Origin of the sequence: Streptomyces sp. NPDC056361, from assembly GCF_042262805.1 — a bacterium.
Classification (GTDB): domain Bacteria; phylum Actinomycetota; class Actinomycetes; order Streptomycetales; family Streptomycetaceae; genus Streptomyces.
This window is the reverse complement of record NZ_JBHJQI010000163.1, coordinates 1-19,206: the sequence shown is the minus strand read 5'-3', so window position 1 is coordinate 19,206 and position 19,206 is coordinate 1. Positions and strand designations below refer to the sequence as shown.

Annotated in this window: 14 protein-coding genes and 3 pseudogenes; 9 read left to right on the top strand and 8 right to left on the bottom strand. The window is 67.9% G+C overall.

All coding sequences use genetic code 11. The features are described from left to right. Nucleotides 1-280 precede the first annotated feature (280 nt). Both ACFCY7_RS34770 and ACFCY7_RS34765 read right to left on the bottom strand, forming a co-directional pair. Nucleotides 281-1,030 carry a transposase family protein gene (locus ACFCY7_RS34770; protein ID WP_376490065.1) on the bottom strand — a complete coding sequence of 250 codons (750 nt, stop codon included), beginning with the start codon at nt 1,028-1,030 and terminating at the stop codon, nt 281-283. A 245-nt stretch (nt 1,031-1,275) separates the two neighbouring features. After that, the gene (locus ACFCY7_RS34765) at nt 1,276-2,154 is read right to left on the bottom strand and encodes a hypothetical protein (RefSeq protein ID WP_376490064.1); all 879 of its coding nucleotides are present in this window, start codon (nt 2,152-2,154) and stop codon (nt 1,276-1,278) included. Between the two features lie 128 nt (nt 2,155-2,282). On the opposite strand from ACFCY7_RS34765, the pseudogene ACFCY7_RS34760 reads away from it, so the two are divergent. From ACFCY7_RS34760 to ACFCY7_RS34750, 3 genes and pseudogenes are all read left to right on the top strand, one after another. Then, nucleotides 2,283-2,432 (top strand): annotated as a pseudogene (locus ACFCY7_RS34760) (IS5/IS1182 family transposase); the annotation flags it as partial. Nucleotides 2,433-2,550: 118 nt separating this feature from the next. Next, a complete protein-coding gene (locus tag ACFCY7_RS34755; RefSeq protein ID WP_376490063.1) occupies nt 2,551-3,489 on the top strand; it encodes a hypothetical protein in 939 nt (312 codons plus the stop codon). Next, a complete protein-coding gene (locus ACFCY7_RS34750; RefSeq protein WP_376490062.1) occupies nt 3,486-3,845 on the top strand; it encodes a hypothetical protein in 360 nt (119 codons plus the stop codon). Before ACFCY7_RS34755 ends, ACFCY7_RS34750 begins: the two co-directional genes overlap by 4 nt. Here the strand turns inward: ACFCY7_RS34750 and ACFCY7_RS34745 are convergent. From ACFCY7_RS34745 to ACFCY7_RS34730, 4 genes and pseudogenes are all read right to left on the bottom strand, one after another. Continuing rightward, nucleotides 3,745-4,782 (bottom strand): transposase family protein, encoded by a 1,038-nt coding sequence (locus ACFCY7_RS34745; RefSeq protein WP_376490061.1) that lies wholly within the window; start codon nt 4,780-4,782, stop codon nt 3,745-3,747. The two genes, ACFCY7_RS34750 and ACFCY7_RS34745, sit on opposite strands and share 101 nt — an antisense overlap. A 362-nt stretch (nt 4,783-5,144) precedes the next feature. Further along, on the bottom strand, nt 5,145-5,909 hold the full coding sequence (locus ACFCY7_RS34740) for an IS5 family transposase (protein ID WP_376490060.1): 765 nt from the start codon (nt 5,907-5,909) through the stop codon (nt 5,145-5,147). A 124-nt stretch (nt 5,910-6,033) separates the two neighbouring features. Beyond that, nucleotides 6,034-6,869: pseudogene (locus ACFCY7_RS34735) on the bottom strand (IS5 family transposase); the annotation flags it as partial. A gap of 818 nt (nt 6,870-7,687) precedes the next feature. Further along, the gene (locus tag ACFCY7_RS34730) at nt 7,688-8,260 is read right to left on the bottom strand and encodes a hypothetical protein (protein ID WP_376490059.1); all 573 of its coding nucleotides are present in this window, start codon (nt 8,258-8,260) and stop codon (nt 7,688-7,690) included. An 815-nt stretch (nt 8,261-9,075) separates the two neighbouring features. Between ACFCY7_RS34730 and ACFCY7_RS34725 the strand changes: the two genes are divergently transcribed. From ACFCY7_RS34725 to ACFCY7_RS34715, 3 genes and pseudogenes are all read left to right on the top strand, one after another. Then, a complete protein-coding gene (locus ACFCY7_RS34725) occupies nt 9,076-10,551 on the top strand; it encodes a Yip1 family protein (protein ID WP_376490058.1) in 1,476 nt (491 codons plus the stop codon). A 209-nt stretch (nt 10,552-10,760) separates the two neighbouring features. Next, nucleotides 10,761-11,974 (top strand): IS3 family transposase gene (locus tag ACFCY7_RS34720; RefSeq protein ID WP_376490057.1). Its coding sequence is split into 2 segments (ribosomal slippage): nt 10,761-11,010 and nt 11,010-11,974, totalling 1,215 coding nucleotides; the frame shifts between segments, so codons are not numbered across the junction. A 52-nt stretch (nt 11,975-12,026) separates the two neighbouring features. Next, nucleotides 12,027-12,209, top strand: a pseudogene (locus tag ACFCY7_RS34715) (transposase); the annotation flags it as partial. A 486-nt stretch (nt 12,210-12,695) separates the two neighbouring features. Here the strand turns inward: ACFCY7_RS34715 and ACFCY7_RS34710 are convergent. Then, nucleotides 12,696-13,688, bottom strand: coding sequence for a hypothetical protein (locus ACFCY7_RS34710; protein WP_376490056.1), 993 nt, complete (start codon nt 13,686-13,688; stop codon nt 12,696-12,698). Between the two features lie 133 nt (nt 13,689-13,821). Next, on the bottom strand, nt 13,822-17,181 hold the full coding sequence (locus ACFCY7_RS34705) for a CHAT domain-containing protein (RefSeq protein WP_376490055.1): 3,360 nt from the start codon (nt 17,179-17,181) through the stop codon (nt 13,822-13,824). Between the two features lie 174 nt (nt 17,182-17,355). Here ACFCY7_RS34705 and ACFCY7_RS34700 point away from each other — a divergent pair, with 174 nt between their 5' ends. From ACFCY7_RS34700 to ACFCY7_RS34690, 3 genes are all read left to right on the top strand, one after another. Then, the gene (locus ACFCY7_RS34700; protein WP_376490054.1) at nt 17,356-17,751 is read left to right on the top strand and encodes a hypothetical protein; all 396 of its coding nucleotides are present in this window, start codon (nt 17,356-17,358) and stop codon (nt 17,749-17,751) included. Nucleotides 17,752-17,755: 4 nt separating this feature from the next. After that, nucleotides 17,756-18,694, top strand: coding sequence for a hypothetical protein (locus ACFCY7_RS34695; RefSeq protein WP_376490053.1), 939 nt, complete (start codon nt 17,756-17,758; stop codon nt 18,692-18,694). A 219-nt stretch (nt 18,695-18,913) separates the two neighbouring features. After that, a complete protein-coding gene (locus ACFCY7_RS34690; RefSeq protein WP_376490052.1) occupies nt 18,914-19,114 on the top strand; it encodes a hypothetical protein in 201 nt (66 codons plus the stop codon). The last annotated feature ends 92 nt before the right edge of the window (nt 19,115-19,206 follow it).

Here is a 19,206-nt window from a genome sequence, read left to right as displayed (position 1 = left end):
CCCCGCGCGAGCGGGGAGCAGTCTTCCTGAGCTGCAGTTTTATCCCATGCCCAAGCCCAGTCGAACTACTTTCACCGAAACCGACAAAACACCCGGCGGAGCCACCCACCTCTCTCTCATCGGCTCCCGACCTGCCCCTCCCGTGCCCGTGGGGGCATGCGTCGATACCAATGGGTGCAGGGAGCAGCAGAGCGTCAACCGGCCGAACCGCGCCGGGGTGGAACCATCCTCAGGGGCGGGGCAGCGCCTGGCGGACTGTCTCCGGGACCAGTGAGCGTTTTCAGCGTTGCCTCTCCAGGGTGAGGACGGCTGCGGCGATTGATGTCATGCGGTTGGGGCTTACACGGGACCGACGGAAGATGCGCCAGGACTTCAGCCGCGCCATCCCGCGTTCGACGGGTGCCCGGGCCTGGGCCAGTGCTCGGTTGACCGCGCGCTGGGTCAGGGAGAGTTCGCAGCCGGGAGGCCGTTTGCGCCCGGTGGTCACCCACGGTCCGGCTCCCTGATAGGCGCGGTCGGCAAGGACGGGGACGCCCTGGCGTTCGCAGATTCGGATGATCCGGTGCGCGCGGGCCGCGGTGAGGTCGTGGGCACGGCCGGGCAGCGCGGGCGAGATCCACAGCATGTGGCCCGTCGGGTCGGTCACGACCTGCACGTTCACGCCGTGCCGGCGGTGCTTGTGGGAGTAGTCGGCCCGTCCGTCTCCGGTCCGGTCGCACTCCGCGAGGGTGCCGTCGAGCAGCACGTAGTCCGGATCACTCTCGCGCAGGACCTTGAGCAGGCCAGGAGCCCGGTCGGCGAGGAGAGCGATCACGGCGGATACGTAGGCGTGGGCGGTGCCGACGGAGATCCCGAAACCAGCGGCTATCTGGGCGAGGCAGTCGTGCTTGCGCAGGTACACCAAGGCGACCAGCGCACGCTGGTGCGGCGGCAGCTTGCAGCGCCGGTCACCCTCACGGGTGACGATGAGCATGGTGACCCACTCGACCAAAGCATGCGGAAGGTCGAGTGCGGCAGGATAGGGAACCAACGAGGCTCCTGTGCCGATGGGTTGAGACTTCGAACACCTCCCCCAACGGCACGCGAGCCTCGTGCGTTACATGCCCTGCCACCGTCACCCGATCAGTGGCCAGGCCGAAAGAGCTCACTGCTGAAGCGCCTGGTCACGGTGGTCACGGCGCTGGGGCTGGGTGCGGGTGCGCCGCCCGCTCGGGCGACCGTACCGTGCCGCTCGGAGCGGATCACCAGACCGGGTGGGGGCGCGGGTCGCGCGGGTCAGCTCGCCGTGGTCCCGTAACTGTCGTACAAGCCCAGGAAGGCACCGATGGCCAGGCCGACGACGAGGAGGTCGACGGCGAGGCCAAAGAGGAAAATGCCCGCGCAGACGACGGTCGAGACGGACCTGTGCAGCAACGACTGGCAGGCGACCACGTTGCCGGGGTTCTGCGGGTGGTAGGCGACCTGGATGATCTCGGCGCGCTTCTGGGCGTACACGGCACGGCTCTGGCCGTGCATGTCCGTGTACACGTAGTTCCCCGTCTTGCCGAACAGGTCGGTCATGTTCTCGTGCCGTGCCGCCTCGACGATGATGCCCTTCCGGGGCAGGTACCACTCGTCGCGGGCGATCTTCAGCCCCGTGATGCCGAACGTGGTGGCGGTCGCGCCCAAGGGGAGGGTGACCAGTATCGGGAGCGCGATGATCGCCGGCGCCGCGATCCAGACGGCCACGGTGAGCACGACGGTCAGGAGGGCGACGGCCCCAACCCAGCGCCTGAGGACGCGCGTCCCCCTGTCCTGCTGGGACTCGATGGCCTGCTGGGACTCGTTCAAGGCACGGACGGTGACGAGGGCCGAACCGTCGGCGGTCTCCCCGCCCTCGTCGGCGCGCTCGGGCAGGGTCGCGTTGACCGCGTCGGCGAAAAACGCGGCCGCCGCCTCGCTCACGCCGTCGACGCGGTGAACGGCCGGGGTCGTCCCGGCCGGGGCGGTGAGCTCCACAGCGACCGCGCTCCCCTCGGCGCGGATCCGCCGAACGGCCTGGAGCGGGATCCGCGTCTCCACATCCGTCCGGCTCAGTACCAGGTCGTCGCCTTCGGATTGGAGGACGGCTCCGCCGGAACCACGCAGGACGGGTATGGGTGAGGTGAGGGACATGGGCGTGATCGTAGGCGCTGGACGTTCTTGTCTCTACCTGATCATTTCAGGTTCGCAGGCGTCGCAAGCGAATGACGCTGCAGGCGAGTTGGAGCAGTGCGAGGTGGAGGTCGACTCGCAGCTGCGCGGTCAACCGAGCCCTGACCCAGGCCCGGGCACCCGTCGAACGCGGGATGGCGCGGCTGAAGCCCTGGCGCATCTCCCGTCGGTCCCGTGTAAGCCCCAACCGCATGACGTCAATCGCCGCAGCCGTCCTCACCCTGGAGAGGCAACGCTGAAAACGCTCACTGCCTAGTGTGACGCAGAACACATCATGGCTGGCGAGATTTGTTGTCGCTCGAGGTCGCAGCCGCGCCAGGGAGGTGAAAAGTTCCACTGACGCGGAAGGAAGCACTGGTGCCGAAGCCCTCGAAAGCCCGCCGGGCGAAGTCCCCTAAAGTTCGTCAGCCGCTGCCGGGACCCGTTCCGGCGACCGCCCGCTGGGCGTTCCCCTATCGCCTGCTGGGTATGAAGAAGCCGAAGTTCTCCGGCGATCTGCGGGTCAACGCCCTCGCCGACGGCACCCTAGAGCCCGCAAGCAAGGGCTTCGAACCTTCACCGCCGGTTCGGATGCACGTGAGCCGAGTCGGCAACACACTCATCAAAGACATTGAGCGTGGGTTTTCGAGGCCGCTCAAAATGGAGTACGACCGCCAGACGGGGGATGTCTTTGCCGAGGTACCACCCCTGGCGATCGCGCTCATGGCCCGCGAGGACGCCCTAGCCGGAAAGTACGAGCTGGTGAGCCGCTTCGCAACGGAGGTCCTCAGCCGGCGCTCCACGGGGCAATGGCGCACCGCAGTCTCCGAGGCACTGCTTGGCGACGACTGGATCGCTCCGTTGCAGAACTACCAGCCCATCTCGGCCGACGCGCTGCAGCAGCTGCGAAATCGGGTCTGGCGCCTCCACGCCGACATGCAGCCGATCTGGACTCGCCGGACCGGCGGCAGTCGCGTGCTGCTGCTCGACACCCCTCTCGGCGCCGACTTCACGCTGCACGATCTGGTGGAGGGCTCGCCCTCCCCCGCCGACATGGCCGTAGGTGCGGAACCGGACGACGCCCGGCTGCAGGCCCTGCTGCGCACGCTGGACCAATTCGAGCGATCCGTGGTCCTGTCCTGGATGCACCCGGGCGTCGCAACGTGGGCCGATGCCGCTCTGTACGCGGGGGCTCCGCATCCGGAAACCGACGGGGAACGTGTTCGGCGACGCGTGCGCTATCTCGTCCGCGATCAAGCACGGCGCCGTGCCGAGAGCCAGGGCCTGTGGCTGCCCGGAATGGCAGCCCGGGCATGAACCTGCTCCGCGACATCCTGCCCGAGTTCCTCGCCGCCCTCGGCGCGGCCGCGACCATCGCGCTCGTCACCGCCGTGGTCCGCAGCATCCGCGCCCGCCGCACATCCACATCCAGCCTCCCCAGCGCCCCCATCACTCCCACAGACGGCGAGACCACCCCCGGAACGACCATCCACCACTTCACCCTGCTGGGCACCACCGACACCAACGGCGACCCGGTCAAGCTCACCACCACCCGCCCGGCCGGGACCACTATCACCTACCGGGCCGACGGCGGGACAGAGCGATTCCAACTGACCAGCGCCCGCCTACACGACGGAACCTTCGCAGCCGAACCCATCGACCGCTACCAATAACCAAACCGATCACACAGGTCGACCAGGCCCCGGGGGGGGCGAACCCGGGGCCTACACCTGAAGCCAGTGCGGGGCGGTGCTCGGTGTTGTGTCCAGGCCGGCAAGCAGGGGGTGAAGTCCTCGAAGCCGAGCAGCGCCTCGTCATTCGGACGGCCAGCGCCCGTTTGCCGGGGCGCGGCTGGCGGGCGTAGCCGGGCAGCGCGGTCAGGAACATGCTCTCCACCGCACGGTTCAGCCCCTCCACGGTGCCTTTGAGGTGGGGGGTGTAGGCAGGCAGGTCTTCCACGGTGACGTCGAGGAGATCGAACGCGGCGGTCACCGTTCGGGACAGGAAGTCCTTGCCGCGGTCGACACGCACCTTCTCCGGAAGGCCGCCGAACGGGCCGTAAGGCTCCTCGCGCAGGACTGCGGAGCGCAGCGCGGCAAGCACCGACTCCCGCGACGGGGCACCTGGTGTGACCGCAACGCCGGTGATCGCGTTCGTGGCGCAGTCAGTGAACCAGGTGATCCACGGTCTGCGGGCGGTGCCGTCGACATCGATGAGCACGGGGGCCTGCATGTGGTCGGTCTCCCACACCTGGTTGCGCCAGCCGCGTGGCCGGGCCAGGAACACATCGTGTTTCCGTGCGGCCCGCTCCCCACCCGCGAGCCCGGCCCGCTCCCCCGGCGACAGGTCCCGGCGGATCGCACGATGCAACGTCGGAATCGACAGCGGCGGCTCCCCCTCACCCCTGACCGCGCGAGCGGCCAACTCACGATGAACCGCCGCCACGTTGACCTTCCACAACGCCAGCAGAGCCCGGACCTCGTCAGTGACCGTGAACCGTCCGTGGTACACAGCCCGCTCCCCCGGCGCCGCAGCCGCAGCCTCGTCCTGCTCAGCGGCGGCCAGCCATCGCCATACCGCCCGCTCCCGCACGCCCAACACGTCCGCCACCGACCGCACCCGCGCAGTGGTGAGCTTCCCCTCCCGCCGCAAAGCCAGCAGACGGCACACCGCAGGTCCCCGCAACGCCCGAACCGACACAGCCGGCAAGACCCCACTCGCATCACCACCCGCCCGTTCCAGGGCCGGACCCAGCGATGTCTGATCCACACCCCGAGCACACCAGCCCCCACCGGCCAACGGATCAGAAATCACAAAACTGAGACAGCATCACCCCTCCCGCGATAACGCCCCGGAACAGCGATGCCCTGTGGATCTCTCACTTCCAGGACAGTGGCCCTTCAGCCCCAAAACAGCCCATGACCAGCACCCACACACAAACCACCACTGCCTCTCAGACCACTGAGCCGTTTTCATCCTGAATAGCTGCAGGTCAGCAGCGTGTGGACGGCCTGGACGATGGTGCCGATGCGGCGGGTGGAGCATCTGGCTCGGCGGAGCAGTCGCCAGGACTTCAGCTGCGCGAAGGCGCGTTCGCCGGGTGCTCTGAGTCTGGCGTGGTCGCGGTTGAACTGCTGGTAGTGGGCGGGCTGTTCGCGGTGGTGGTAGTAGGGGGTTCGGACGGTGGCACCGGCGCCCTGGTAAGCGCGGTCCGCGAGGACGAGGATCTGCCGGGTGAGGCAGGCCTGGACGATGCCATGGGCTCGTGCCGCAGTCAGATCATGAGTGCGGCCAGGTGTCGCACGGGAGAACCAGAGCGGTGTGCCGTCAGGGCAGGCGATGACCTGCACCTTCATACCGTGCTTGCGGTGTTTCATGGAGTAGTACGGCTCGTCGGCAGCGATACGATCGATGGGGATCAGGGTGCCGTCGACGATGACGAAGTTGCCCTCGCCCAGGCCGGTCAGGGCCTCGTGCAGGCCCGGCGCCCATGCCGTGAGGACGTCGAGGGTCTCGTCGACGTACCGCCAGGCCGTCGCTGTCGAGACACCGAAGCCGGCTGCCAGGGCGGGCAGCGTCTCGTTCTTGCGCAGGTGCACCAGCGCGAGCAGGGCCTGCTGGAAGCAGCCCAGCTTCCGCCACCGCGAACGGCGTTCACACCTTCGTGCGTAGATGAGCCAGGAAACGTGCTCAACCAGCTCATGCGGGACATCGACCGTGGCACGATACGGGACCAAGCGAGGCTCCTCGGACGATGCGTGGTGCGTAGAGAACACCACCGCAACGATCAGGAGCCTCGTCTCGTTGCGCACCCCCGTTGACCTGCCATTTCACCCCACAGAGACAGGATGAAAACGGCTCACGGTAGCGGTCGGCGAGCTTGTCGAATCTGGTCGCGATCGCGCGGAACTGCTTGAGGCGTGCGAAGCATCGTTCGACCACGTTGCGGTCGCGGTAGATGTCCTTGTCGAAGGCGGGCGGTCGGCCGCCGAGGCGCCCTCGGCGCCGGCGGTTGGCCGCTTGGTCGCGGCGTTCGGGGATCGTGACGGCGATGCCGCGGCGCCGCAGCAGGTGGCGTATCGCCCGGCTGGAGTAGACCTTGTCGCCCAGGACTCGGGTCGGTGTCGTGCGAGGTCGGCCCGTAACGGCGCGCGGGATGCGGATGCTGTCGAGGACCTGGCCGAAGGCAGTGGCGTCGTTGACGTTGCCGGGCGTCAGCACGATGGACAGCGGGAGGCCCCGGCCGTCGACGGCGAGGTGGACCTTGGTGGCCAGTCCGCCCCGGGGCCGGTCGAGGGCCTGGCGCGTCTGCGAGCAGCCCGGATCTTCCAGTTCGTCCCTTTCTGCGGCCCCTTTTTGCGGGCGCCGGCCGCGTGCTGGTGGGGCCGGTTGATCGTGGAGTCGATGGAGACGGTCCACTCCACCCGGCCCACCGCGTCGTCGCGGACCTGGGCGTGTTCCAGCAGCTTTGCCCAGGTCCCGTCCGCTTCCCAGCGGGCGAACCGCTCGTAGACGGTCTGCCAGGGTCCGTACCGCTCGGGCAGATCGCGCCACGGAGCCCCGGTCCGCAGCCGCCACAGCACCCCATTGACCACCTGCCGATGATCACGCCACGGACGACCACGCCCATCCACCCGCGGCAACAGGGGCTCTATCCGCTCCCACGCCGCATCCGTCAACTCACCTCGACCTGCCACAAAATCACTGATCAGAGTGCTCGTGCTCAGACTCCCGCGCGGGGTCCGTCACAAAACGGCTCAGCCGGTAGGTGGTCAGCAGCCCCGGGCGCCCGCACAGCGTGTCGATCCGGATCATCGACCCGTCGACTCCTGCCTCCCGAAGACGACACAACCGCGTACGCATCTCTGCCTGGTCCCGAGTCTCAACGACCACTTCCCACTGTCCCGCGTCCGGCGCGGTGCGAGCAGCAAGCCGCTGCCGCGCCTCCTCTTGCCGTCGCCTTCTTTTCCCCTGTCCTGGCACCTGCCCAGAATCACTGGCTGGCGTCAGGACGGCAAGGCAATTGGACCGAGCACGCACACGCTCGGTGATCATTTGTCAGACAAGCCCTAGTGTCCCCGCGCTGTGGGAACCGCCTGCTCCCCCTCCTTCGGCCCCGCCAGTCATCCCCCGTCTGGCGGGGCCGGCCCCTTCCCGGAGGCCCCAAGCTCAGCCGCCAGTCCAGATCACCTGCTGGTTACCCGCACGCCATTACGAATGTTCCGCAGAACGGCCTCGTGCTGCTTGACGACTTGTCCCGTCTGCCGTCGACCCAGGCAGAGCCGAGCAGACACGGCACCGGGCGTCCAGGTCGTTCGTACACTGGCGCGCTCCACCTGGACGCCCGGCACCGCGCCCGCTCCACGGTGTGTGGGTCGACGGCAGACGGGATGGGAGCTAGGTGGTCTGTGGCTGGGGCCATGAGCGTCGGTGGCCTCAGGTGTCGACAGAAAGGCAGCTGCTCAGCTACCGCCCAGGTAGACAAGGCGTATCGATGCTGTCCAGAACGATGCAGCTACAGGTCGCGGTTGCCGCGTAGGTCTGAGCTGTTCAGTGCGCTACTGATGGCCTGATTCAGCTCGACCCGGTGTGGCCTGACAACGTCTTCCCAATAGCGGGCTCGCGACGCCTGCGAGTTCGAGTCGAGCGCCAAGCGCATGTCGGCCATGGTGCCGCACATTCGCTTAAGCCTGGCCGCAATGCCATAGAGCTCCTCGGGCCCCACCTCCCCAATCGCATACAGGGCTTCATGGATCTCATCTAGGGCGTCCTCCCACTCCTCGACGTCAATCTCCTGAGCAAGGTAACTGCGACGACACCGAGCCACAGCACCCTGGAAGAGTCGGTACTGCGCGCTCCGCGCCTCAAGCAGCCACCGCTCACGCTCCACATCGGCTTGCCCGCGCATGACTTCCAAAGCGCTGCGATGGTTCGCCTCGGCCACCTCTAGGGCATTGCGGTAGTTCAACTCGGCGATCACGAGCGCAGCGCGGCTCGCTTCCTCTGTCTGCCGCAAGGTACTGCGCATCTGCCAACGGGCGATCAGAACACTTGCAGGGATGCCGAGGAGGGCAAGGATCGCAGCCATACCAGTAAGGTCCATGACAGATCATGGTGGCCGGGCACGGGGCTAGCCGCTGGAAAACTAGGGTTATCGCACTCTTTGGGTGGGCCGTCGGCGGCGATCTCAGCCTGGTCGCCGCTGGGGAGGAGCGCGCGGGCGGTGACGCGCTCGGTGGTCACATGCGGTGGCCGTTCGCGAGAGAACGAGGCGTCGACCGTACGTGGGCGACGCACAGTGGGCAGCCGTACGCAGCAGTCCGGCAGGCCCTGGTCCTCGCCCTGGAGAAGGAAGGTGCTGGCCCGATGGTGCCGCAAGTGGTCGACGAGCTGGCTCGACAGATCTCCGAAGGGACCGACCGCTGATCCATCCCCGACCCGTCCGCATCGGGCATGCCAGACGCGTGCCAGGTAGGACGGGGAACTGCGGTAAACGACGGGTCCCACGAGGCGCCCTTAAGGTGCCCTTGGTATCTGTTGTGCCTGGTCAGAGCATCTGAAGGCGCTGGAGGATCGGTGCTTCCCAAACTCAGGTCGCCCGCCGCCGCATGTGCGGCGGGCGACCTAAAGAAAGTCCCGCCAGAAGGAGACGGTTACCTTCGGGGTCCAGGTGTCGTCCACGTCACTCCGTGTTTCGTCGAACTCCCGATGCATGTAGTCGATGAGGTTCAAGCCGTAAACGACGGCGGCACCACCGGCACAAGACAGCGAAAGCTGTGCCGTGGCCGTTCCCGTCGGCTGACCGTCACGGGGGCCTTGCGGCGCCTGCCCGTGAGGCCCCCGATTCAGTCCAACGCAGCAGTTCAGCGTGCACATGACGGGTGGGGCGCTGAGGGTGGGGTCATGGGCATACGACCTTGGGTGGTCGTCGAGCCACCCGACCGGCGTGGTCTGCGCCGGATAACCATTCATGGCAAGACAGTGGGCAGCGCCTGGTCGCTCGGTGAATTGCGAAAGGTCATCCGGCGCCTGGGCTACCCAGACGACATGGACCTCGACGACCCCTCGCGCGTTCACTGGCGTGGCGGTGACAGCAGCGTCTGGCCCGACGACCGGGGCTGGAGGCGGCACCTGGTCATCTGCCTCATGCTCGTGGGGCTGCTCGGCTCGATGGGGCTCCATCTCGTCATCGGCTGGGCGGACGCCCTGGAGGCGCTGACCTTCGCGCAACGGCTGGTCGGTGTTCTGTTCCTGTTGGCGGGCGCGGTTCAGGGGGCCGCGTTGCCCGCGGTCGTCGACCACTGGGGCCGCCAACAGGTCAGGTTGTCCGGAGCGCTGGTCCTGCTCGGCGTGCTCATGGCGCTGGCCACCAGCACCCTTCTCTTGTTCCTGTGGCTTCAGGAGCGAGAGTTCATCGCCACTGTCCCACTTTTCCTCGCCCTGTGGCTCTGGTCGCTATGGGCGCTCCACATCCTCATCCGGGAAAAGGTGTGGAGAGGAATTCCCCACCCCAGGAAGTTCGCGGCAGGGGTCACCATCACGGCGATCCTGACAGCCGTCAGTCTGGGCTACTCGTTGGTGTACCAACCCATCGCCGCTCCCCTGCACTTCACCCTGAAAGCGGAATTTGGAAAACCGCAGACGGACGCCGATTCGCCTTATATTCACGTCCCTCTAAAGCTTTCTGCGAAGAATGCCGGGGGGATCCCCGTGTACATCATCGTCGACGACTACTCGGTCTACGGAGAGATGGCGGAGTTCGCTGAGGACGGCCAGGGTGTGAAGGAATGGAAGAGTGACGAGGGAGACGTCTACTGGAACTCGGATGCGCAGGCCTTCGAGAAGGGGGCCACCAGTGAGATCATCGCATCCGGTCAGTTCCAGGGACCTTGGTCGACCTTGGACATCGGGGAGGAGTACAAAATGGAGAGAGTGATCACTCTCCCCAAGGCCACGAAGTTCGAGACGCTGAACGCCGAGCTCTCATTCACCTTCCTTAGGCAGGATCGCGGAAAGCTCGACGATGATTTCTACGCCGACCCGTCCTGGGTCGAGGCGGACGGTGGGCGCTGCGCACCTGACGACTGCGGTGAGCAAGTCATATTCCACGGCAGGGTGCGCTACAACAACAATTTGATCAACGTGACGCGGAAGCCGCGCTATGCAGTGGCGTTCTGGTCGCCGCAAGAGGTGGTCGATGGCTTCGTCACCTCGATCGACCTCGCGGGGCGTGAGAAAATTCCGTCGCTTGACGAACTGTACGGGGACCTGGACGAGAACGACATACAGACAGAGGCCGAGAGGTACGGTATCGGCTGGGTCTCCGGCAACTCGAAAGTGTCCGTCAAGGGGCTGCTGAAGCAGGCGGCGCAGCCCTGAGCCGTGCGCGCACGGTCTCGTCGGATCGCACCCGAGCACGTCGTTCCTGTGTCCCGGACCGTCTCGGTCCGGGACACTTGTGCGTTACGGGGGCGCACTGGTGGCGTGGGGTGTTGGTCGGGAGGGGTGCGGCGGATGAGTGAGGTGACCCCTGTGATGTGGACACACCTGACAATGGATCTTGGTGATCCGGGAAGGTGGAGATCTGCGTGGGACGGCCCTCGAAGTACAACTCGGAGTTCCGGTCCGACGCGGTGGCGTTGTGGCGGGCCTCGGCCGGCAGGCGGACGTTCAAGGACGTCGCGGCCGATCTGAACGTCAACCCCGAGACCTTGCGGACCTGGGTGCGGGACGCCGAGAACGGCGGTTCGCAGGCCGGCGGCAGGCCGGGGCCGGAGAGCGTCCAGGCGGAGCTGGCGCGGCTGCGGGCGGAGAACGCCCGGCTGGCCCGGGCGGAGAAGGAGTGGCAGCTGGAGCGGGAGATCCTGCGCCGGGCGGCCCAGTATTTTGCCCGGGAAATGAAGTGAAGGCCCGCCGCTGGGACTTCATCTCCGCGAATGCTGACGACTTCGGTGTGCAGCGGCTGTGCCGGGTTCTGCAGGTCTCCCGGTCGGGCTACTACTGGTGGATTACCGGTGCCGGGACCCGCGCTCGCCGGCAGGCCGAGGAGGACGCCCTGGTCGAGGAGATCCGCGAGATCCACGCAGGGCACAAGGAGACCTACGGCGCCCTGCGCGTCTATGCCGAACTACGCGCCTTCGGACACACCGTGAACCGCAAGCGGGTGGCGAGGCTGATGCGCAAGCACGGCATCGCCGGCCGCCACCTGCGGCGCAAGAAGCGCACCACTGTCCCGGACCCTGTCGCGCCGCCGGTGCCGGACCTGTTGCAGCGGGACTTCACCGCCGAGTACCTGGACGAACGCTGGTGCGGCGACATCACGTACATCCAGGTCGGCGCTGCCTGGCTCTACCTCGCTTGTGTGATCGATATCCGCTCGCGCCGCGTGGTCGGCTGGTCGATGGCCGCCCACATGCGCGCCTCGCTGGTCATCGAAGCTCTCGAGGCAGCGGTCACCGCCCGTGGCGGGAACGTCACCGGCGTGATCTTCCACGCGGACCGCGGGGCCCAGTACACCTCGGCCGCGTTCGCGCAGGTCTGCGACCGTTACGGGGGCCGCCGGAGCATGGGCCGGGTCGGCTCGTCCTACGACAACGCCCTGGCAGAGAGCCTGTGGCAGAGCCTCAAGCGCGAGGCCATGCACGGCAAGCCGTTCCAGACGATGAGCCAGGCGAGGCTGGAGATCTTCCAGTGGCTCACCTACTACAACGCCCGCCGACGCCACAGCGCGCTGGGCTACCTCTCGCCGCTGGAGTTCGAACAGCAGCACCATGCCCCGACTATGCTCTCCCTCGCGGCATGAAACCCCTGTGTCCACCTTCCGGGGGTCACCTCAATTCACCCCCATCCCGAAACGCTGGGCGGTCGAGCGGACCTACGGCTGGCTCATGCTCCACCGCCGACTGGCCCGCGACTACGAAACCCTCTCCACCCGCTCCGAAGCCGTGATCCACATCGCCATGACCGACCTCATGGCCCGCCGCCTCACCAGCGAGAAAACCATCTCCTGGCGCGACCCGAAGAAGACCACGAAATAACTGATTCCGGGATGAAACATCGGAGGAAAACGACCTCTAAAGAGCGCCTATCCCCGGCATCGGTGCTTCATCGAAATTCAGGTAGCGGAGCGGTTTGAGCCGGCTGCGACTTCGGAGATCTGTTGTGACAGGTGAGGTGGGTGACGCACTTCGAGAGTCCGTTTCGTTCTCTTCGCTGCGGCCTCATCACGACATGCCCCCGGTCACACCTGTGCGCCCTGTGGCGGGACGGCGGCGATCGGGCCCCGCCGCCGTAAGGCCTGGTCCGTGGGCAGGAAGGTGAGCATCGCCGCCGCGGCCAGGGGCAACGGCGAAGTTCACAATCAGGGCCACGGCCGGGAAGCGGTCGTAGCGCGGGGATCGGAGCAGACACCAGCCGAAGCCGTAGGGAACTCTCGGACAGCAGGGCTTTGCTGTGTATCACCGTGTGATGCCAAGGCACTGCTCAGCGTCCCGCCTTCGTCGAGCGGCGCCGCGATGCCGGGCTCAGCCTGCGCCGCTCCCCGAGCGCTTGACCGTGTACTCGTATGCCAGCTTGAAGGAGTTTCGGGCGACGGTGAGGTGTGGTTCGGCCAGCTCGTACTGGCCTGGGCTGACGCCGTTTCCGGTCTGTCCAGCCAACGCCGTATAGGTGTCGAATGCGGTCTGCGCCGCCTTGAGAACCATCGGGTCACGCAGGTCGCCGCCGCCGAGCTGCCTGAATGAGGTTGCGGCTTCGCGTGCGCGGCCGTAGATGAAGCCGCCCAAGCCCAGGAGCAGTTGCTGGAGGACGACGCGGCGGCGGTGTCGGAAGCGGTCCGCGTCCGGGTGTCGTAGTTTGGCGAGAGCGGCATCCGCCGTGGTGCGCTTGGTGTCCGGGGCGATGATCCGGGCGGCCGAGACGAGGGTGTCGATGGTCTCGACGATCGGGTCTCGGTCGGCGTCACCGGCCAGTGCCGCCATCACGGACCCGCTGGTCCACGGGTTTCCCGAGTCTGCGGAGTTGTCCAGCATTTCGGCTACGTTGCGGAGCACGGTGTCGATCGTCGCGTCGTTGGATGCCAGGACGGCGTCGACGAAGGCGGCCGCATGGTCGGGGGCCAGACCCGCAGACCAGACCGCGATGTCGCGTAGGTTCCCGCCGCCGGCTTCCGCGTCCGAGGCCGGCCCTGGCGGCGTCGGCGGGAGCAGACCCGGCTGGGCGATCGCCTGTTGGAAGCCTTCTCGGGCGGCGGCTGCGGGACGCTTCAGCTGAGTGGCTCCGTCGCGGTCCAGGACACCGGCTGCGTGCAGGCCCTCCACGACCTGCCCGGCCGTGGTCAGCGCCGCGAGAGCGGCATTCTCCACCCGCGGCTCCCTCAGGTCGCCCCCGCCCAGCGCGGTGAATGTGATCATGGCCGTGAGCGCCATCATCTGATCGGTGTCCCCGAGTAGCTGCTCAGCGAGAATTGACGGCTTGCGGCGCGGATCGGGGTCGGGAACAGATGTGCCTGGGAACATTCCAGCTCCATTCGTGATGTACGAGGTCAAGAGCGACCGACACCCTGTCACGGGTTCCGGTGGCTCGGCGCACGGAATCCTCAGAATTTCCGGAACGCGGTCAGGGCAGGCCGCCGGCCAGGCCGGCTGCTGGTCAGGCGCCGGCGTGTAGGTAGGCGGCCCATAGGAAGGGGACGGTGGTCCGGTCGAGTTTCCCGGGCAGGTCGTGGCCGTCGCGCAGGTCGCGTACGGCTTGGTTGAGGGCCCAGGCCGCCCGGCTGGTGTCGATGGTGCCGCCGGGGGTGCGCAGGCGGGTGTAGAAGGCGTCGGCCATGGTGACGGCGGTCTGGTCGACGACTTCCCAGAGAGTGCCCACGACGTGGGGAAATCCGGCGAGTTGGAAGGCGGAGGTCAGGTGGATGGCCTCGTCGACCAGGTCGGCGGTGTCGATGGCCGCGGTGCGGCAGGCTGACAGGTAGGCCAGCTCGGCGTGGTCGAGAAGGACGGGGGCGAGGCTGGCGACGGTGAGCGGGGCGCTGTCGTGGTCGTGGAGCAGGAGTCTGCTCTTCGAAGGGTCGGTGGGGTGGCTGGCGCCGTGGCAGGCGAAGTGCGCGATCGAGCAGGTGGGGAGGCGGTCCAGTACCGCGGCCTTGGTGGGCGTGCTCAGAGAAGGGCTGTCCGGGTCCGCGGAGTCGGGTTCGCGCAGCAGGACAGTGCGTGGCAGGTGCCTGCGCAGCAGCTCGACTTCGGCATCGACGTGGTGGAGGCGGCCGTCGCCGGGGAGGCCGGGGGTGGTGGGCATCGCGACGATCAGTCCCTGGGCGGGTGTGTCCAGGGCTGGGGTGCGCTGGCGGGCGTGGCGCAGGGCGCGGACGGTGGGGGTATAGGAGGAGACGACCCGGTCGATGACGGTGCGCCGACGGGAGTCGTCGGCGAGGTCGGTGTGGTAGCCGGCGGCGTGCACGGGCAGCCGTCCCAGCAGTCCGCCCGGTACCCACCAGATCCGCGGCCATTCGGCCTCCGCCGACGGCGTGGTGCGGTGGCCCAGCACCTCCAGGACAGGCCCGGCGGCGGTGTCCCACAGCCATTGCAGAACCCCGGCCAGGATGTCCTGCGCCTTCCGCCGCTGTTCCCTGCTCTCGCCCGATGTCGCGCTGTGCAGCGCCTCGTGGAAGGCGGTGACCTTCTCGAACAGGTTTCGGGTGGTGAGGTGACGGAGTTCCACATGGGTCATGCCACTGCGGGTCAGCAACAGGGCGTCACTGCGGTAGAGACTGACGTTGAACACCACCACAGCGCCCTCTTCGGCCTCGGTGAGGAGTTCCTCGGTGGTGGGCGGGAGTGCGAAGGAGGCAAAGCCCTCCAGCGCTCGGATCTCGTCCAGGGTGTGGGCGAAGTCGTGGGCAAGCCGGTGCCGGTCGGGCAGGGGGCGTGCCTGCCCCACCTTGGCAGCGTCGCCTTCCTCGCTCCAGACAGAGGCAGAAGTGTCGGTGGGCCGGTCGATCTGGTCGCGCAGCTGGATGAACCGCGCGGCCAGATCGGGACGGTGCCGGATCAGGTCGGTGAGGTCGCTGCGGGTGTCCAGCGCCTGACTGAGCAGCACTGCCCGCCCGGCCTCCAGCAAGCGCAGCGCGCGGGCTGCGTTCTTCTGCCGGCTTCCCCGGGGATCGGCCAGTACGAGGGCAGCGGCATCCGCGGCCAGACCGGCGAACTGGCCCAGCGCATGCTGCTGATCACCCCGTCCCAGCTGGCGGGGTGTCACCTCGGGCAGCAGCCGCACAGCTGCCTCCGCCGCATCCGCCGCCCGCCCCGCATCCGACCCCGCGACGAGCCTGGCCACGTCCCAGGCAGCCTGGATGCGGTTCGAAGGCGCCGCCGAGATCATCCCCCGCACCTGGTCGAGGGCAGACACCGCTGCGTCCAGGTCTGCCCGCTCCCGACCGCGCATGAACCGGACGCGAAGGGAGCCCGCGAGGTTGGACAAGTAGACGGCTCGCTCGGGGTGCTCGGTAGGGGTGGCCTCGACAGCGGCTCGACCCACGGCAATGGAATCGTCCAAATCCGCCAACACTCCACTGCGCCCGAACCGGACCCGCATTGCGCCCCCGAGGTTGGACAGGTACATGGCCTGCTGGTGGTGGTCGCTGGTGGTGACTTCGACAGCGGCCCGCCAGGCAGTGACGGCGTCGTCCAAATCCGCCAGTCCCCCACTGTGTTCAAACCGCGCTCGCAGTGCAGCCGCGAAGTTGGACAGGTACATGGCTCGCTGGTGGTGGTCGCTGGGAGTGGCCTCCACAGCGGCCCGCCCTACGGCAATGGAGGCGTCCAAATCCGCCAACACGCCACTGCGCTCGAACCGGCGGTAAAGCGCGGCCCCCAGATTTGACAGGTACGCAGCTCGCTCGGGGTGCTCGCTCGGAGTGGCCTCGACCGTTGCGTGCAGCAGATCGATGGCTTCATGCACATCCGCCAGGTCCCCGACGCGCTCGAATCGAAGGTGCAACGCAATCCCCAGAGCTGACAGCCGCCCCACCCGATCGGGGTGGTGGGCAGGAGTGGCCTCGACAGCAGCCCGCCCCGCGACGATGCAGTCGTCCAGGTCCGCCAACCCCCCACTGCGCTCGAACCGCGCTCGCAGAGCTGCCCCCAGGTTGGACAGGTGCCTGACCCGGTCGGGGTGGTGGGCAGGAGTGGCCTCGACAGCAGCCCGCCCCGCGACGATGCAGTCGTCCAGGTCCGCCAACCCCCCACTGCGCTCAAAACGGGCCCCCAGCGCGCCCCCGAGGTCGGACAGGTACCCGGCCCGGTGCGGATCGCTGGTGGGCGCGGCTTCGACGGCTGCGCTCAGCAGATCGATGGCTTCATGTACGTCCGCCAGATCTCCGACTCGCTCGAATCGGTCCCGCAGCGCGCTCCCCAGGCCGGACAGCATCGCCGCTCGGTGCGAGTGGTCGGTGGGGGTGGCTTCGGCAGCGGCCCGCCCGACGGTGATGGCGTCATCCAGGTGCGCCACCACCCCGGTTCGCTGGAACCGGACCCGCAGCGCGGCCCCCAGATTGTGTAGGTACGCGCCCCGCCTGGGGTCGTCGGTGCGGATGGCGTCCGCGATGCGCCGACACAGATCCACGGCGCCGGACAGCAAGCCTGGGTCGGTGGAGACCGCCTTCTCGAGTAGGGCGATGGACTGCGGGACCGCACTCTGGGCGAGATGCGGCAAGAGGGGTTCGGGCAGGCCCCTGACGTCGACCAAAAAGCACGGAGTGAACGCTGTCAACGCGGTGTCCAGGTCGGCATCGCCTTGGCCGTCCGGGAGCGCTAGGTACCGGTAGAAGTGAAACCAGCCGATCGCGTACCAGGCCCGCATGTGGATTTCATCGCCAATGCCGGGGTCGAGGACTTCGGCGAGTTGCCGAGCCTCCATGAGCGCCTGTGTTTCCAGCGCTAAGGAAGGATCCCCGGTCTCAGCGATCCCCCGCAGCCTGGCCCACACCGCAGACAGCCGTTCCTCACGCATCCGTGCCCCCTTGGTTGCATGCTCACGGCTCAGTCCGACGCGCCCCCGGTGGCATGCCCATCCTGGAATCGCGGAAGAGCCCACGTGCGCTTGGCGGTGCGGAACAACACAGCACCACACTAAGGTAGTTGACCTGAAGAGCACCGAAGGCGACATCTGGCCAGATGGGGATGCATGGTCGACGAACAAGGGGAGGCTGCGAACAGGCTGGCGGTGGCCTGCGCGCATTTGGACGAGATCCGCCGGGATCTGCACCAGGAGACAGGCCAGGCCCAAGCGCTGGAGCAGGTACTGGCCGCCGTTCGGGAAGGTGTTGACCTCGTCGGCCCGCTGGCCGCGCTGCACGCAGTCCTGCAGGCCGCCAACGGTGATCCGCTGGGACTGGACGGTTACGCCGGCACTGCGGCGGGCACCCGCGGCCTTCAGCCGATCGGCATCAGCGACCGGCCGCGGGAAAGCGTCTACCTGTGCCCGGCCGGGCAGTGCGCGCGCTACTGGTGGCCCCAGACCACCGCCTCGGTGCCGCGCTGCCGCATCAGCGATGCCGACCTGCGCAAGGAACGGCTCTAACCCGGTGGGCGGGCTACTCACGACGCTGGGCCAGAAACTTGCCGAGCGGTGGCTGTCCCTGCTGGTCCTGCCCGGCGCCCTCTACCTCGCCGTCGCTGCCGCCGCCCACGCACTCGGTCACTCCCACCCCTTCGACGTGGCCCGGTTGACCGGCCAGATCACCAGCTGGGCCAACGACCCCGCCGCGGACACGGTAGGCGGCCAGGTGGTGCTGCTGGTCGCCGTGCTGGCCGGCGCCGCCGCAGCCGGACTCGCCGCTCAGGCCCTCGGCTCGCTGGCCGAACGGCTCTGGCTGGCCGCCGACTGGCCCACCTGGCCCCTCCCCTTCCGCCAGCTCGCCGCCTGGCGCACCTCCCGCCGGCACAAGCGCTGGACCGCAGCCGCCCGCACCTGGCACGACCTCCGCGAAAGCGCCGCAGCAGGCCTGGCCCTCGGCCGACGGGCCGACCCCACCGCCCGGCACTCTGCCGAACGTGCCATGACCCGAATCGCCCCGGAGGAACCCGCCCGCCCCACCTGGAGCGGTGACCGCCTCAATGCCGCCGCCGTCCGCCTGGAGCGCGACCACGGAGTCGACTTGGCGACCGTATGGCCCCATCTGTGGCTGATCCTGCCCGAGGAGACCCGCGCTGAGATCACCGCCGCCCGACAGACGCTCACTCGCGCCACCACCTTGACCGCATGGGCTCTGCTCTACCTTCCCCTCACCGTCTGGTGGTGGCCCGCCGCTCTCCTCACCCTCACCCTCACCCTCACCGCCCGGACCCGCACCCACACCGCCACCAACACCTACGCCCTCCTCCTGGAAGCCACTACCCGCATCCACGCCCGCGACATCGCCGAGCACATCGGCCTCGACCCGGCCGGCTCGCTCACCCCCGAGGCCGGCGACGCCCTCACCCGTCACTTGACGTCCACCCCACCTCCACCCCCCATGCAGTAGCGCGGGGATGAGAATCCGACCGCACAGCGCCGGGAGACCCCTCCGTCGTTGTCACAGGCGTCCGGGACCTTTACGTGCAACTCGGCTGCTTCATAACGTGATTGCCTCGCGCATGCGTACGGCAACGCGGCCGCCTGTCCGGACCGAGAACGCCAGCACCCCGCCGAGATGTCGGAAGCGGAAGGACGGCTGTCCGGCGGTTGCCTCCGGTGAAGGGCCGTGACCGCCCGCCCGCTGCCCGTCGAATGCCTGCTCCACATCGACGACTTGGCGGACATCGAAGAGCAGGCCACCTTAGCAAGGCAGATGGCCACCGCTAACCTCGGCACCCGCTACACACCACAAACCAACTCCCGACCGCCGCAGGCAGGCGCTTGCATGGCCGTCGCCGTCCGCGGCCAGGGAGTTGTCGAGCAGTGAGCCTCTTCCAACCTGACGGATGCGACCGCGTGTTGGATGGTTCTGCACAACGACGAAGCTCCTGGTAGATGGGTTCTCGACCAAGATCACCC

Excerpts from the sequence above, each read along its gene's own strand:
- ACFCY7_RS34725 (WP_376490058.1), top strand. The coding sequence starts at position 9,076 with ATGGGCATACGACCTTGGGTGGTCGTCGAGCCACCCGACCGGCGTGGT.
- ACFCY7_RS34730 (WP_376490059.1), bottom strand. The coding sequence starts at position 8,260 with ATGGCTGCGATCCTTGCCCTCCTCGGCATCCCTGCAAGTGTTCTGATC.
- ACFCY7_RS34765 (WP_376490064.1), bottom strand. The coding sequence starts at position 2,154 with ATGTCCCTCACCTCACCCATACCCGTCCTGCGTGGTTCCGGCGGAGCC.
- ACFCY7_RS34750 (WP_376490062.1), top strand. The coding sequence starts at position 3,486 with ATGAACCTGCTCCGCGACATCCTGCCCGAGTTCCTCGCCGCCCTCGGC.
- ACFCY7_RS34710 (WP_376490056.1), bottom strand. The coding sequence starts at position 13,688 with ATGTTCCCAGGCACATCTGTTCCCGACCCCGATCCGCGCCGCAAGCCG.
- ACFCY7_RS34700 (WP_376490054.1), top strand. The coding sequence starts at position 17,356 with ATGGTCGACGAACAAGGGGAGGCTGCGAACAGGCTGGCGGTGGCCTGC.
- ACFCY7_RS34705 (WP_376490055.1), bottom strand. The coding sequence starts at position 17,181 with ATGCGTGAGGAACGGCTGTCTGCGGTGTGGGCCAGGCTGCGGGGGATC.